Here is a 13,514-nt window from a genome sequence, read left to right on the forward strand (position 1 = left end):
CGATTACAGTGATCGACAAGAGGTGAAATATGTTTCGTTTATTTCAGAAATACGCTTCAGTGGGCGTGTTGAATACATTGCTTCACTGGAGCATTTTTTATGCTCTGTACTGGCAGGGTATAACGCAGAGTGTGGCGAATGGATTAGCGTTTCTGGTGGCTGTCAGTTTTTCTTTTCTGATTAACAGCCGTTATACCTTCCAGACTGATATGACGGGAGCCCGTTATCTGTTATATACCGGGTTTATGGGGGCAATGGCATTTACACTGGGGGGATTTGCAGACTGGGTTCATCTGCCTGCCGTGATCACCCTGATCGTTTTTTCCGGAGGCAGTCTGATCGCCGGTTTTCTATACGCCAGATATGTGGTTTTTCGCCGCTAGCAGGAATCTCAGCAACAATAGGGCCGGATCAACGGTGATTGCAGCCTGTCTGAAACAGAGCAGGCTGCCACCATCATCACTTTATCAATGCTCAGGCCTGTTTGCAGGCAGGTAACTCAAAGTCTTCATAGACACAGTTACAGGTACGCATCAGTTCTTGTTCATCAATGGCGTTATCCAGCAGATAATCGATAAACAACCGGGTTTTGGCTGGCAGATAACTGCGGGATGAGTAATAGATCCATACCGGAAATGGCTCTGGTGCATAATCTGGCAACAGGCGACGAAGGTTAGCTGCAGCCGGGTTATCTTTCAGATACCAGACACCTACCATCGCAATACCCAGGTCCATCTCAACCGCTTTCATCCCGGCTGAAAGGCTGTTAACAGTCAGGTTGCCTTTAGGTTCAATCTGATGTTCTTCTCCATTTTCCATAAACGGCCAGGGATAAATGCGGCCTGTTGTTGATGAACGATAGGCGATGCAGTTGTGATGCTCCAGATCTTCCGGCGTTTGGGGGACACCGTGCTGCTCCAGATAACGCTTAGATGCAATAATAACCGGCTGCAGGTTATAAAAGCGCCGGGCAATCAGGCGGCTGTCCGGGTTCAGTTTGGCACCAATACCGACATCGGCACCTTCCTTCACCAGATCACCTACGGCATCATCAAAGTTAAGTTCAAATTCTATATCCGGGTATTTGTCCAGAAAGCCCGGCAACAGCGGCATAACGACCTGACGGCCAAAGCTATCAGGCAGATTAACCTTGAGTTTTCCGTGGGGGGAAAGTTGTTTGTCGGTACTCAGGCGAATCTGATCTTCCAGTTCTTTCAGCAATGGTTCTGTGCGGCGCAAAAGATCCTGACCGTCTTCTGTCAGAGTCAGGGAATGAGTGGTACGGTGGAACAAGCGCAGGCTCAGTACTTTCTCCAGTTGAGAAATCGACTTACTGACAGCGGCAGAAGACACGCCAAGCTGGCGGGCTGCCGAAGAAAAATTGCCGTTTTTAACGACAGAGATAAACACGGGTAGCTGACTGGGAATCATAAAAACACTCTCTTTGTGTCAAAGGGTGAGGACCCCATGATTCGTTAATTTTCAGGTTTAGTGCTGTACCAGGCCCGATCAGTTCCGGCTTTTTTGTTTTTCTTCTCTGATGGTGACCAGCAATTTGTCTCACAGGTTTAACTGACACTGACTCAAGTATGACAGACATTCTGATATCCGGGGAACCAGGACACCAGGCATCAGAATAAGTGCCTGAACAAAAGCTTCTCTGGCTAAGTGTTGCATATTCTCAAATGTTTTTGTTCTGGTATATATGACACTTTCATTGCCAGAAAGGCGACGATGAATATATGAATAACCTGGTACAGAATTCGAAAAGTATGCTTACATAATGATGGCGCACAGTCTTATCCAATATGGGGATACGCAAGCCCTTTTTAAATAGTTTCAGAAAAATAATGATTTTTTGATTATAAGATAAGTTCATTTTCTGCTTTTAACTCTGAGTTAATACAATAATAACAACAGGTGGGCTACATAAAAAAAATATCCTGGATAACATGGACGCCATCTTTTCAGAGCTTATCAGCCGAAAGGTAATAAGTGTGAATATAGTTACTAAGCTTGTTGTTTCTTCTATCGCCGCTGTTTCTACCCGTATTATGGCTGGTTCAATCAGTTGCATGGATGCCTTTAAGGTTATTGAGCCTGCTGCTTACGCTCAGCAAGCTGTGATGAGTCAGCGGGATACCGGAAGGTTAACAACAAGATATTGCGAACCGTAGAGGCTTACTCCACATCAAATAAACCTCAGATGTCCCAGATAACTGATTTTATAGGGATTTATGATTTGATTGATGATATGGCATTTCATTACCCGGAAACGGACGCGGCTTCAAAGGAGACCCTGCTACAGACCTGGTAGCAATAAGAGATTTATTCATTCTGTATGGCTGAAGGTAAACAGATGTTGTGTTAAGCATTTGTCATTAAGTTCTGATAACAAGAACAACAGTACCAGGGCCAATACAAAACCGTTTTGCACAACTGAACAAAAATTTTTATACCCTCCTGTCATTTACCGGAGAGTACGACTGCGTTTACAGAATATTTTGCTCAGATGTGTAATCGGGATGTCATCTGTCAGGCTTGAGAGACAGCCTTAAGTGTGGCTTTTATACTGCGCTAAGGTGCTCTTTGGCCTGTTGTTTATACATAAAAATACAGTTTTTTTACAGATATATTTAATTATTCAGGTTTGGCCATCTTAATTAATTTAATTGTTAAGTAATGAATAATACCTGATAGTCCGTTCGATCAGCATACTTAAGCAGGAGAAATTAAATGAAGAAGCTGATACTGGCTAGTGCAATTATGGCTATTACAGCCGCTACAGCAAATGCAGCCACTATTTATGAAGGCAATGGCCTGAAATATGAGATTAAAGGTGACTGGCAGATTCAATTACGTCAGGACGCTGGTGAAGACGAGAATCCGGATGTTGAGTTTGATGATCTGGAAATTAAAAACTCCATCACCTATGACCTGCAGAATGGCCTGATTGCGTTTGGTCAGCTGGATTTTGGTTTTAAAGACGAAGCAGAAGATAAGCGTGAAGGCAGTAAGCTGGAAGAAGCGTATGTTGGTCTGGCATATGAGCAGGTAGCGGTATCGATTGGTAAGCGTGATCTGGCCAGTGATGAATTTGGTGTTGAAGCGGCGTATGAAAATACACTGTCTGAAGATGGATTTGATCGTCAGGGCACGGATGGAGACGATGTTATTCGCGTGGATGCCACTTTGGGTATGGTCAACCTGATTGCTTCTGTTGAACTGGATGCAGAAGGCGAAAGTAGTGAGAACGGTGAAGCATTCGATATTTTTGCGGCCACTGAATTCAGTGGACTGGAGCTGGCTGCAGCATATCAGACCCGCAAAGAAAATACTGATGCAGACTCTGTTGATACCTGGGGTGTGAGCGCTGCGTATGATGCAGGTGTGGTCAAAGTGGGAGCTGATTACACCGATGTTGAAGATACAGAAGAGCAATATAACCTGGTGGCGATTGTTCCTGTGGCTAAGACAACCAAAGTAGCTGTTGGTGCTGTAAACGTAGAGCCTGAGCAGGGCGATGACGTCACAGAGTGGTATGCCAACGTGACGTATACTTTCCCGGCTCAGAAAAATGTCAGCGCCTTTGCTGAAATTGCTGACACTGACGAAGACAACGTTGATGCCGGTTTCCTGACTGGGCTGCGTGTTAAATTCTGATGAAAGTGGTCTCAGATTGTGAACTGAATCCGGTTTACTGCTCTCTGATTCCATAAGATAGGTGTTATCTCCCTGATCAGGGGATAACACTGCCGGGTTTCGGCCCGGCTTCTCCTGCAAGATGATCGAATGTATGGGCTACAGAGGAGATTGCATATACGAAAAATTTGTTTCCGAATTTCTACTCAATCGCAAACATCTGATGTCAGAAAGGTTGAACTGATATCAGGTGATTCTGAACCGGGCTTTGTCCCGGTTTTTTTGTATTTGCTTAATATCTTCCAGCCTTCTCTGTTAACTGGATTTATACTTGCCTGAGTGAGTCTTTCCAGTTTTTCTTCTGGCCTGTTCTGTTCTCTGTATCTGCCTGCAATAAACCACTATGGCCTGTGTTGTTCAGGGTAATCAGGTGTAATTTAGCTACACTGGATGTGTGGAGTATTCTCTTGAGGCAAGTAAACCTTTTCTGAAATTTAATTAAGGAATTGCGTTATGGATCGTCGTCAATTTTTATTCTCAGGTACTACGGCCGCAGTAATGGCCAGTGTGCCTGCGATGACGTTGTCTCAGCTCTCTATTGCGTCGGGTGAGGTTGGTATGACCCGTCTGACAGAGTCAGAGCTGAGTAATATGGGATTACTGACCCGCAACATGGATATTGTCAGTGCTGATGGTGGTGTGGTGACTGTGCCAATGAAAGCTCAGGTTGCTCGCCGTTATCAGGGGCAGGTTTATGTCTGGTTTGAAACGGACCAGGCTATTCGTGTTTATGATCAATCTGGTAACAGTCTGTTAACTGTTTCTCTGGGCCAGTCAGTAGCGGTACAGGATTTTGCTGTAGATTCCTACGGCAATCTGTTTGTATTGATGGCGGGCAGCCATGAAGTGCTCTGGCTGGATAGTCAGGGGGCTGTTCTGGGCAGCATTGGCCGGTTTGGTACTGAGTTACCTGAACAGCTGAATGGGCCTGTCAGTCTGACTATTGATGCTCTGGATAATCTGCATGTACTGAATGCCGGTTCTCGTACTGTTAAAGTATTCAGTGGTTCTGGTGTTTATCTGCATGACTATGGTCAGTCCCGCTGGCTGTCTGAGCGTCGTCTCAGCAGTGTAGATGGTACCAGCCAGGTACAGGTTACCGGTGGTGATAAAAACAATAGCCAGTGGCTGTTCTCTCTGGATGGTCATCTGATTTCCGGATCATAATCAGAGTATCTGCAGGACGTTTCCAATAAACCTGCAGATTTCGGGGCTTCTCTTAATCGGGAAGCTCTTTGTGAAGGGAGGCTGATTTCAGCCTGATCAGGGTTTTCCCAGAGAGACCTCCATTTCATTACTTTGCTGGCGCTGAGGCTGGCCGACCATTTCATCGTAAGCACTGCTTTGTCTGAGCACCATGCGATCATAGGGTAAATCCGAAAAATATTCCTGAAGGTTCAGTTTATTGTGACTACGTAATAAGTGCCCCTGATGATCTGATACATATTCCTCGTTGCCCTGAATTTCAACGGAAACCTGATACAGACTGCAATCCAGAGAATGAATAATCACTTTGTCTATATGGCTGATCTGGCGGAGTTGCTGCAGTGAAATCGACATAACCTGATCCTTTCAATTCAAGAATAGTTGCATTGCGCTTTCTGATATTACGCAGTGGATACACGAATAGAGCACTATGGATTATCAGGTAAGGCTTTAACGGAATGTGATCAGCACAACACCCAGCAACCACTCCCGGCTGCACCAGCCAATCTGTTCTGATGTGATACTCAGGTTATTTTCTCCGGCTAGCAAAAACTCTCCCTGTTCCCGGATTTCGATCACCCGTTTAATCATAACCTGATATTCGGGGTGTCTGATGACAACAATACAACCCGGCGTCAGGTGTTTAAGCCCTGTTGTGATGACATAGTCTCCATCACTCAGGTGAGGCTCCATACTCGGGCCTGTGACCCGGAATATATTCAGCAATGCGGGCATAAACGGAGAATGTCTCTTATGGTAAAGCCAGCGATATCTTCCATGACAATCACTGGCCTTATGGGGAAAACAGGTCTGTTACTGCAGAAATTTACTCGGCCAGAGCAGGATATACTACGGTTTCTGCTGGTGGATATGGGCAGGTGGCTTTAAAAGTGGAAACTCCTTTGGTCAGCCAGAAGGCTTCGGCAAACTCATTGACCAGGGTTAACAGTGCTTCGCCTTCTGCGCGGGTGATCTGTTGCTTACATTTCGAGGCCTGAAGCATGATGCTGTGTGTCAGCTCATGGGCAGATGGAATTTGTTCAAACTGAGGCTGTTTAAAATAATCTCCCCAGATAATACGTACTTCTTCTTTTACTTTCAGAGCGTGCTCTTCTTTCTGTGCGACAAGGCGAGCCAGTTGCGCCTGATCAGCCAGTGTCAGTTGCTCTTTGCCATCCAGCTCCTGAATAAGATCCATCAGTCGGATAATGGTCAGGGCTGCAATTTGTGCAGTGGCCGGGTCATAAATTTTACATGGGATATCACAGTGGGCAGAGGCTGCAGGAATACGGCCCTGATCAAAGAACTGCACCAGTTTTTTTAACATGTCAGATTTCCTTTTTAATGCTCTTTTCAAGCGAGGCTCAGGTGTACATGGCCTAATGCATCTGTCGGTAACTGATCTGTTCCAGAGCCAGATGTGCATTGGCATAGTGACGCTTATGTTGTTCAGGCAGATTTCTGCTGTGTTGTTTAACGCAGCAGGCCCACTCCATATCCAGACGCCCGGCAGCTCTGATGGCAGAATGCCTGATTGACTCTGATAAACCGGGACGCTCAATCAGCTGATGAATAAATGAACAGGCCTGCTCAAACTGGATACAGGCCTGTTCAGCCTGATCCAGTGCCTGCCAGGTATCTGCCAGGTTGAAATGAGTTACCATCATGGCTGCGAGTGCATTATCCGGATGCTGTTGCAGATGAATGGACCAGTCTGTTTCCAGCAAAGACAACGCTTTCTGATACAGTGACAGCGCAGAATGATAAGCCTGTGATGAAAAGTGACCGTTAGCGGTACTGATCAGATGTTTCCACTGCTGGTTCATAGCGCTGCCTTTGTGGTCTGGTATGGAGTCACGGTGTTATAAACCGCCGTGAGTCAGTTTTTCCGGATTCAGAAGCTGCTCCAGCTCCTCTTTGGACAGATCGGTATTCTCTGCAGCGACGTCAATAACCGGGCGCCCCTCTTTATAGGCCTGCTTGGCAATTTCTGCTGCTTTCAGGTAACCAATCACCGGGTTGAGAGCCGTCACCAGAATCGGGTTTCTGTCCAGAGCTTCTTTCAGTTTGTTGTCATTGACCTTAAAGCTGGCAATGGCTTTATCTGCCAGTAAGTGACTGACATTAGCCAGCAGGCTGATGCTGGTTAAAAGATTCTGGGCAACTAAAGGCAGCATGACATTCAGTTCAAAATTACCCGACTGACCGGCAATAGTGATGGCAGTGTCATTACCGATAACCTGAGCGGATACCATGGCAGCGGCTTCCGGAATGACCGGATTGACTTTACCTGGCATGATCGATGAACCTGGTTGCAGTGCTTCCAGTTCAATTTCGCCCAGACCCGCCAGAGGACCCGAGTTCATCCAGCGCAGATCATTGGATATTTTCAGTACAGATACGGCGGTGGTTTTTAGCTGACCTGACAGAGATACAGCGACATCCTGCGAACCGATATGGGCGAAAAAGTCGTTGGCCGGAGCGAAGGTCAGGCCACTCAGTTCGCTGAGCTGACGACTGAATCGGCGGGCAAACTCAGGATGAGCATTGATGCCCGTACCAACGGCAGTACCGCCTTGTGCCAGACTCTGAATACCCGGTTGCAGAGCGATCAGATTCTGTTTGTTCTGTTCGATCTGAGTCGCCCAGCTGTTCAGACTCTGGCTCATACGTACCGGCATGGCATCCATCAGATGGGTCCGGCCCGTTTTAATAAAACTGTCGGTGGCATCGGCTTTGGTACGAATGGTTTCTGCCAGGTGATCAAGAGCTGGCAACAATTTGTTATGCAACTCCAGAGCGGCGCTGACATGAATGGCGGTAGGAATAACGTCGTTACTGCTCTGACCACAGTTAATATGATCATTCGGGCTGATGGTCTCGCCGTAGATGCGGGAAGCCACCGTTGCCAGCACTTCATTGGCATTCATGTTTGAGCTGGTGCCTGAGCCGGTCTGAAAAATATCAACCGGGAAATGGCTCATCAGCTCTGCATCATTCAGCAACTGATCCGCTGCTTTGACGATAGCTTCGCCCATATCTGCCGGGATCTGCTCCAGCTCAACATTGGTTCTGGCTGCGGCAGATTTAATCAGCAATAAAGCGCGCACAAAACTTTCAGGCATAGGCTGTCCGCTGACCGGGAAGTTGTTGACGGCACGCTGAGTCTGAGCGGCATATAATGCGCTGGCGGGGACTTCCAGTTCGCCCATGCTGTCTTTTTCTGTACGGGTAGCCTGCTGAATATCACTCATGCTGATCTCCTGTTGATTGTGCTGAAGTTTTTTGTTCAGGGTAGGGTTCTGCGCTGGCATCACTGAATCATCCGACCATCATGAATAATGCTGGTCATAACACGACAATGAATGCTGGAAGTAATGGCTGAGGGTTCTGAGTTCACTGAATAGCTGGCGTACTCTGGTAACGCTCTGGGTGTCGTCTGCCAGACACTTCAGGGTACACAGAGGTATGCTGACGCTATCAAGGCAGGTGTTCCGCCAGTGAACAGGCAGGTAGTCATCGGAAACTACATCCATTAGCAACTGAAACTGATGGATGCAGTGCTGTCGGCGTTGTTCCGTCTGATAACCGGCCAGAGCATTATCTGCCTGTATCCACTGATAGATTAATCCGGGATTATCAGGTTCCTGTGCGTGACGTATTTTCTGGCGTAACTGATGAACTTGTCTGATATCTGCTTTGCTACAGGATGATTCAGCCATATGCGAATGCTTTTATTTTTGGTTAATGATAATTATTATCATTGTTATTTTAATACAAGTGAAAGTCAATCTCATTTTTATAGGTACTATCGAATCTGTCAGGAGATATGCCTGCAAGATCAGTGGTAGGATGAGTAACAATACCCTGATCATTCTGGAGTGAATGTTGTGAATAAACTATGGTGTGGGCTTTTGCTTTTTTCAACGCTGGCTCAGGCAGATATCATTAAAAGAAGTCCGGATAAAGGTAGCCATTTTAATGTGATCAGCAAAGATAGCGTTACGGGTGCCCTGCTTTGCAGTGAATATGTGCCGGCCTATTCCCATATTTATTTATATGAAAGCTCCCAGGTTCCACTGGCCGTTAATTTAAGCATACGAAATATTGACCCTGAGAATAACATTGTTGTAAGTCGGGTTGATTACTTTGATACAAAAGGGGAGAAACAGGACTCCTTACTGGAAGGCGTTTTTTCTTTAGCCCCCATGTCTACCGTGTCTTTCGTGATTGATCAGCAAGAGATGTCAGGCGGGGCCGGAGCCAACTTTATTGTGGACTGGTTGAAAATGGATGATGATGTCTCAGCTCCTTTAGTAGAGGCGGTCATGGCCGGTTACAGAGGAACAAAAGGACTGAGCTTTACTTCAAGAAGTGTCAGAATTGGAACGTGCAGGAAACAGTAGCTTTCAGATAATCCTGATATTGCCTGAATATTACAGATGTGTTCCGGAGCAGTGATCTGCTCCGGAAAAGGTAACTTAGTCCAGACAGCCCTGATCGGACCAGCGGCTAACCTGATCGGTATCCTGCCAGCGTTTTCATCTGCTCTCCCGGACAGGGGGCAGCCTGTCTAAAACGGTGCTAATAATTCTATGTAGCATGTAATCGAGTCCTTTCGTTATGACAGATATCTCTCTCTGTTAGTTTTGCGGGGAATCAGGCCCGGCTGTGCTCCCATCTGATAGGAGAACTGTATCTGATCACCCGGTTGGTAGTGTTCTTCCAGGTGGTATAAAACAGGGGTCGTCACACCATTTTCGTAAGGATAGAGGTATTCATCATCAAACAATGCCAGTTCAGTAAACAGAAATAGCTGATAATCAGGGGACGGGTGCTCTGGCAGGGTTATTTTATGTCCGGGCAGACAATTCAATGTGGTCTCCGGGTGATCTTTGGTTTTAGTAAAATCCGGCATCAGCAGACTGGTATTGGCTTTATCAAATGTAAATACAGTCCCCAGACTCATTCTGTGTGTGGCTCGTTCTTTTTCATGCTGCAAGCCAAACTCATACCGGGGGTTACATAATCTGAGCGAAAGGGTGATTTTTTGAGGGATCAGAGTGGCATCCGGTGCCTGCAGATGAAAATGTCGATTAATTTCAACATGCCCTTCCTGACTCAGACCTGCCTGCATGATTTCTGAAATAATAATATCTGGCTGTTGATGCTCTGGAAAATCATAGTCCAGCGCATTGGCTGTAATGAAGGCATCGACCCGGTCATGTAAAGCAAAGCTATCACACAGTTGTCTGACGGATTGAATCGAGTGATTATGGTAATCGAGTATACTGACTCTGATCTTATCAGCCTGGTACAGTGCCATTAATGGCAATGCCAGAATGGCATAAGGCCCACATCCCGGATAAAAGATGCTGACAGTACCATCTTCTCCTGCCTGCTGCTTTCTGTCCTGAACTTGCTGAATCGCTTTGTGTAACGCATTGATATAACGCCAGGTGCGACGATAACCGTAGGCGCACTGACTGGCCTGTTCCGGGGACAGTATTGGATTCTGGTGATCATCTGCCGGGGATGTGGTTTTATCCCTGGTAAAATCAATGTTGCAGGCTGATGTCCATAAGGCGACGAGCTGTTCGGTATAATGATCTTTTTGTTCGTCACTCTGGTCAGGATCCAGAATCTTATTTAACAGTGCTTTTAATTGGGTAAGCTGAGACATCTGTTTTTCCCTTCTGATCTGTTACCAGTCCTGCATGTCTTCAGGCACCGGATAGTTGTCTGATATAACCGGATTGATATTCCATATAGATGGAATTGAAGGTTCCCGATTATCTATAAGCATCTGCATCAGAGCCTGGTTATCACTGGTGGCAGAAGGGTAGTCCTGTTTCCAGTCGTCTGGCCAGTTAATGCTATCTGTTTTTTCCAGTACCTGTGCCATCCATTGTTTTCTGAGACCTGTCCAGAAATCGCTTTGTGACTGGCTTTCGGTAATGGCGGTGAATGGACGAAACTCAATATAAAGGGTGCGTCTTACTCCCGGAGAACGCTTTGGCTGAGAGCCATGCAGAATCATGACATCGTGTACCAGGATATCTCCGGCTTTTGCCGGTATTTCCAGCATCCCCGGTACTTCCCAGCCATATTTTTCTGACAGGTGGTCAATATCTACAGGCTCATGCTGTGTACCTGGTACACATCTCAGGCAGCCGTCTCCGGCCGGGGCATCATCCAGATAAACCCCTGCATTGACATAAGGATGAGACCTGGGATGCGGGGCATCCTGATGCCACTGGACAACAGGGTGTGGGTGCTGATGTTTGTATAGGATATCCATCTGCAGAGGAACAGCGCCCTGGCCACATAACTGACGGGCAATGGCCATTAAAGGGGGGCTGGCGAGCAGCTCCAGTGCAAGCTCTGCATGGTACAGATGAATATCATTAAAACGCATCAGGCGTTCGCCCACCGGGTCAGGGACAATACAGGCACTGCTCAGGCTTTGCCCCTGGTTGTGGGCTTCCAGTGCCCTGGCTTCTAATTCATCGGCACATTGTTGCAGTTTGCTCAGTAGCCCGGCTGGTAATCCGTTGGTCAGACAGGTATGCCCCTGATTGCGATATTCATTAACCTGTTCTGTTGTCAGCTGATAGGGTGCCATAAGAGAAATCCTTGCTGTGTATTGTTTTACTGGCCCTGATCTTCTTTCTTTCGCCAGGGAATACCAAACCAGTAGCTGAGTACCTGACCAATGCCTGCTGTCAGCACACCCAGTAGTATCTGGATCTGATCCATAAAGGAGTTGTCTCCTTTTTGCTGATTCAGGCTGTCACTGGCTTCAATACTGATAATGACTGCCAGTACCAGAAAGTAGGCCGTAAAAAAAACAATGCTGATAATTAGCTGAGGTCGGTAAGGTTTTGACTGTGCAGAAGAGGGTACAGGTTGTTCTGCCGGGCTGTTTTTTATCTGCTGAATCTGCCGCAGATAATCCTGTTCTAACTTCAGTAGCCGGGACAGATCCGCGCCTGATAATTCAGAGCCGGGGACAGTCATAGCCTGAATGAACTGTTCAGCCTGGTCTGATGGCAGATACTGTTTGATAAAGTAGCGGCCCTGAATATTACCTGGTTGCTGCAGGTCAGCAGAGAGTGTCGGGGCGATTTGCATTATCAGGTCATCAGAATCCATTGACCTTGTACTCCTGTCCGGCATTAATCGAGATCGTTATAGATAGTGAAGAAAAGTCTTATCAATAAAGGAGATTAAACAGATGAACAAGGAGAAAAAATTACCGGGTATTACGACGGCTTACTGGTCTTATAAGCAGGGGAACGCTGGTAGGGGAATGCAGTGGATTATGGATAAGGCTGAGGATCTTTAACCCGAGCCAGACAAGCCCGATTACGTCCGGTGTCTTTAGCCTGATAGAGTGCCAGATCTGCCGCCTGATAGATCTCAGTGAAAGTAATACCATGAATCGGAGAGCCTGCCACTCCGGCAGAGATAGAGTCATAAGGTATATCGGGTATCTGCTGGCGTACAGCCTGCTGAAACTGAGTGCGTATCAGCTCTGCTTTCTGTAAGGCGATATCCGGCTCTGCTCCGGGAAGCAGAATCAGAAACTCTTCCCCGCCATAACGGCAGACTACATCATTCGAACGACAACACTGGCGCATAACCCGCGCCAGTAACTGGAGGATCTCATCGCCTTTGCTGTGGCCCAGACTGTCGTTGATTTTTTTGAAATAATCAACATCAATCACCAGCAGGCTGGCAGGTGCTCTCGGTTTTTCAGGAAAAGCCAGATCCGCATGCTCCTGAAGGAAGCGGCGGTTATACAGACCTGTCAGAGCATCATGTGTCGCCTGAACATGCAATTCATCTTTTAATTGGCTGATTTCACTGATTTTGTCCTGTAATACCTGATTTGACGCTCTGATACGGTATTCCAGCTCTTTCTGTTCTGTGATATCGGTAGACATCCCGATATAACGGTCAACCTGACCGTCTTTATTTTTCAGTGGCACCTTAACAGTCCAGTAGTAGCGCAGACTGCGACCATGATTCATTGTTTCAATACAGCTGATCCGCTTTTCCTGCTCAAACACCTGGCGATCTGTTTTTTCGAACTGACGCCCTGTCTCAGTACCGAAAAGGTCAAAGTTACTCCGGCCGGTAACTTGCTGACAACTGAGCCCCATTAACTCCTCAGTTTTTTTATTGATGTACAGGAAACGGCAATCCTGATCTTTGATAAAGATATAGGCACCAACATTATCGAGGATGGTGCTCAGGTGCTGCTCACTGTTATACAGTTTTTGCTGAATCTGCTTCAGCTCAGTGATATCTGTCGAGATGCCCAGCAAGCCTGATACCTGATGATGTTCATTCAGGATGGGTTTTTTAACTGTCAGATAATGTCGGATGGTTTTCAGGTGAGGGACATAATTACTTTCTTCTTTTTCAATAACTTCTCCCTGCTCGATAACCAGGCGATCATTCTGTCTTAGCTGAAGACAGGTAGTTACATCAAAGAAGATGCTGTCTTCCTGACCGATAATTTGCTCCGGTGGTAAATCAAACAGATCACAGACCTGACGATTCACAAAGTTGTAGCGATAGCTTCTGTCCTTGCAGTA

Annotated in this window: 16 protein-coding genes; 5 read left to right on the forward strand and 11 right to left on the reverse strand. The window is 46.6% G+C overall.

Features of this window, described 5'->3' with window-relative positions; genetic code table 11:
• The first annotated feature begins 29 nt into the window (after positions 1-29).
• Positions 30-383, forward strand: a complete 354-nt coding sequence (locus H4O21_RS17400) for a GtrA family protein (protein WP_182810153.1) — start codon at positions 30-32, stop codon at positions 381-383.
• A 91-nt stretch (positions 384-474) separates the two neighbouring features.
• Here the strand turns inward: H4O21_RS17400 and H4O21_RS17405 are convergent, their stop codons facing one another.
• Entirely contained in the window at positions 475-1,431 is a 957-nt protein-coding gene (locus tag H4O21_RS17405; RefSeq protein ID WP_182810154.1) for a LysR family transcriptional regulator, read from the reverse strand.
• Between the two features lie 566 nt (positions 1,432-1,997).
• Between H4O21_RS17405 and H4O21_RS17410 the strand changes: the two genes are divergently transcribed.
• From H4O21_RS17410 to H4O21_RS17420, 3 genes are all read left to right on the forward strand, one after another.
• A complete protein-coding gene (locus tag H4O21_RS17410) occupies positions 1,998-2,177 on the forward strand; it encodes a hypothetical protein (protein ID WP_182810155.1) in 180 nt (59 codons plus the stop codon).
• Positions 2,178-2,736: 559 nt separating this feature from the next.
• Positions 2,737-3,663, forward strand: a complete 927-nt coding sequence (locus H4O21_RS17415; RefSeq protein ID WP_182810156.1) for a porin — start codon at positions 2,737-2,739, stop codon at positions 3,661-3,663.
• A gap of 492 nt (positions 3,664-4,155) precedes the next feature.
• A complete protein-coding gene (locus H4O21_RS17420; protein ID WP_182810157.1) occupies positions 4,156-4,869 on the forward strand; it encodes an NHL repeat-containing protein in 714 nt (237 codons plus the stop codon).
• 96 nt (positions 4,870-4,965) lie between these two features.
• On the opposite strand, the gene H4O21_RS17425 is transcribed toward H4O21_RS17420, so the two are convergent.
• The 6 genes from H4O21_RS17425 to H4O21_RS17450 all read right to left on the reverse strand — a co-directional run bounded on the left by H4O21_RS17425 (position 4,966) and on the right by H4O21_RS17450 (position 8,630).
• On the reverse strand, positions 4,966-5,262 hold the full coding sequence (locus H4O21_RS17425; protein WP_182810158.1) for a DUF6482 family protein: 297 nt from the start codon (positions 5,260-5,262) through the stop codon (positions 4,966-4,968).
• A gap of 96 nt (positions 5,263-5,358) precedes the next feature.
• Positions 5,359-5,643: a S24 family peptidase gene (locus H4O21_RS17430; RefSeq protein ID WP_182810159.1), complete on the reverse strand. Its 285-nt coding sequence runs from the start codon at positions 5,641-5,643 to the stop codon at positions 5,359-5,361.
• 91 nt (positions 5,644-5,734) lie between these two features.
• Positions 5,735-6,235 carry a superoxide dismutase, Ni gene (gene sodN / locus H4O21_RS17435; protein ID WP_182810160.1) on the reverse strand — a complete coding sequence of 167 codons (501 nt, stop codon included), beginning with the start codon at positions 6,233-6,235 and terminating at the stop codon, positions 5,735-5,737.
• 52 nt (positions 6,236-6,287) lie between these two features.
• Entirely contained in the window at positions 6,288-6,734 is a 447-nt protein-coding gene (locus H4O21_RS17440; RefSeq protein WP_182810161.1) for a DUF2753 family protein, read from the reverse strand.
• Between the two features lie 36 nt (positions 6,735-6,770).
• Positions 6,771-8,162 (reverse strand): class II fumarate hydratase, encoded by a 1,392-nt coding sequence (locus H4O21_RS17445; protein ID WP_182810162.1) that lies wholly within the window; start codon positions 8,160-8,162, stop codon positions 6,771-6,773.
• A gap of 78 nt (positions 8,163-8,240) precedes the next feature.
• Positions 8,241-8,630 (reverse strand): hypothetical protein, encoded by a 390-nt coding sequence (locus H4O21_RS17450; protein ID WP_182810163.1) that lies wholly within the window; start codon positions 8,628-8,630, stop codon positions 8,241-8,243.
• Between the two features lie 168 nt (positions 8,631-8,798).
• Between H4O21_RS17450 and H4O21_RS17455 the strand changes: the two genes are divergently transcribed.
• Positions 8,799-9,314: a DUF3124 domain-containing protein gene (locus tag H4O21_RS17455; protein ID WP_182810164.1), complete on the forward strand. Its 516-nt coding sequence runs from the start codon at positions 8,799-8,801 to the stop codon at positions 9,312-9,314.
• A gap of 215 nt (positions 9,315-9,529) precedes the next feature.
• Here H4O21_RS17455 and H4O21_RS17460 read toward each other — a convergent pair whose 3' ends face one another.
• From H4O21_RS17460 to H4O21_RS17475, 4 genes are all read right to left on the reverse strand, one after another.
• Complete coding sequence (locus H4O21_RS17460) at positions 9,530-10,591, reverse strand: SAM-dependent methyltransferase (protein ID WP_182810165.1); 1,062 nt, start codon at positions 10,589-10,591, stop codon at positions 9,530-9,532.
• A gap of 21 nt (positions 10,592-10,612) precedes the next feature.
• A complete protein-coding gene (locus H4O21_RS17465; RefSeq protein ID WP_182810166.1) occupies positions 10,613-11,533 on the reverse strand; it encodes a phytanoyl-CoA dioxygenase family protein in 921 nt (306 codons plus the stop codon).
• Positions 11,534-11,559: 26 nt separating this feature from the next.
• Positions 11,560-12,063, reverse strand: coding sequence for a hypothetical protein (locus tag H4O21_RS17470; protein WP_182810167.1), 504 nt, complete (start codon positions 12,061-12,063; stop codon positions 11,560-11,562).
• A 167-nt stretch (positions 12,064-12,230) separates the two neighbouring features.
• Positions 12,231-13,514: sensor domain-containing diguanylate cyclase (locus H4O21_RS17475; RefSeq protein ID WP_182810168.1), on the reverse strand; the 1,284-nt coding region annotated here is incomplete at its 5' end.

Origin of the sequence: Oceanospirillum sediminis (assembly GCF_014164585.1) — a bacterium.
Lineage (GTDB): Bacteria > Pseudomonadota > Gammaproteobacteria > Pseudomonadales > Halomonadaceae > Oceanospirillum > Oceanospirillum sediminis.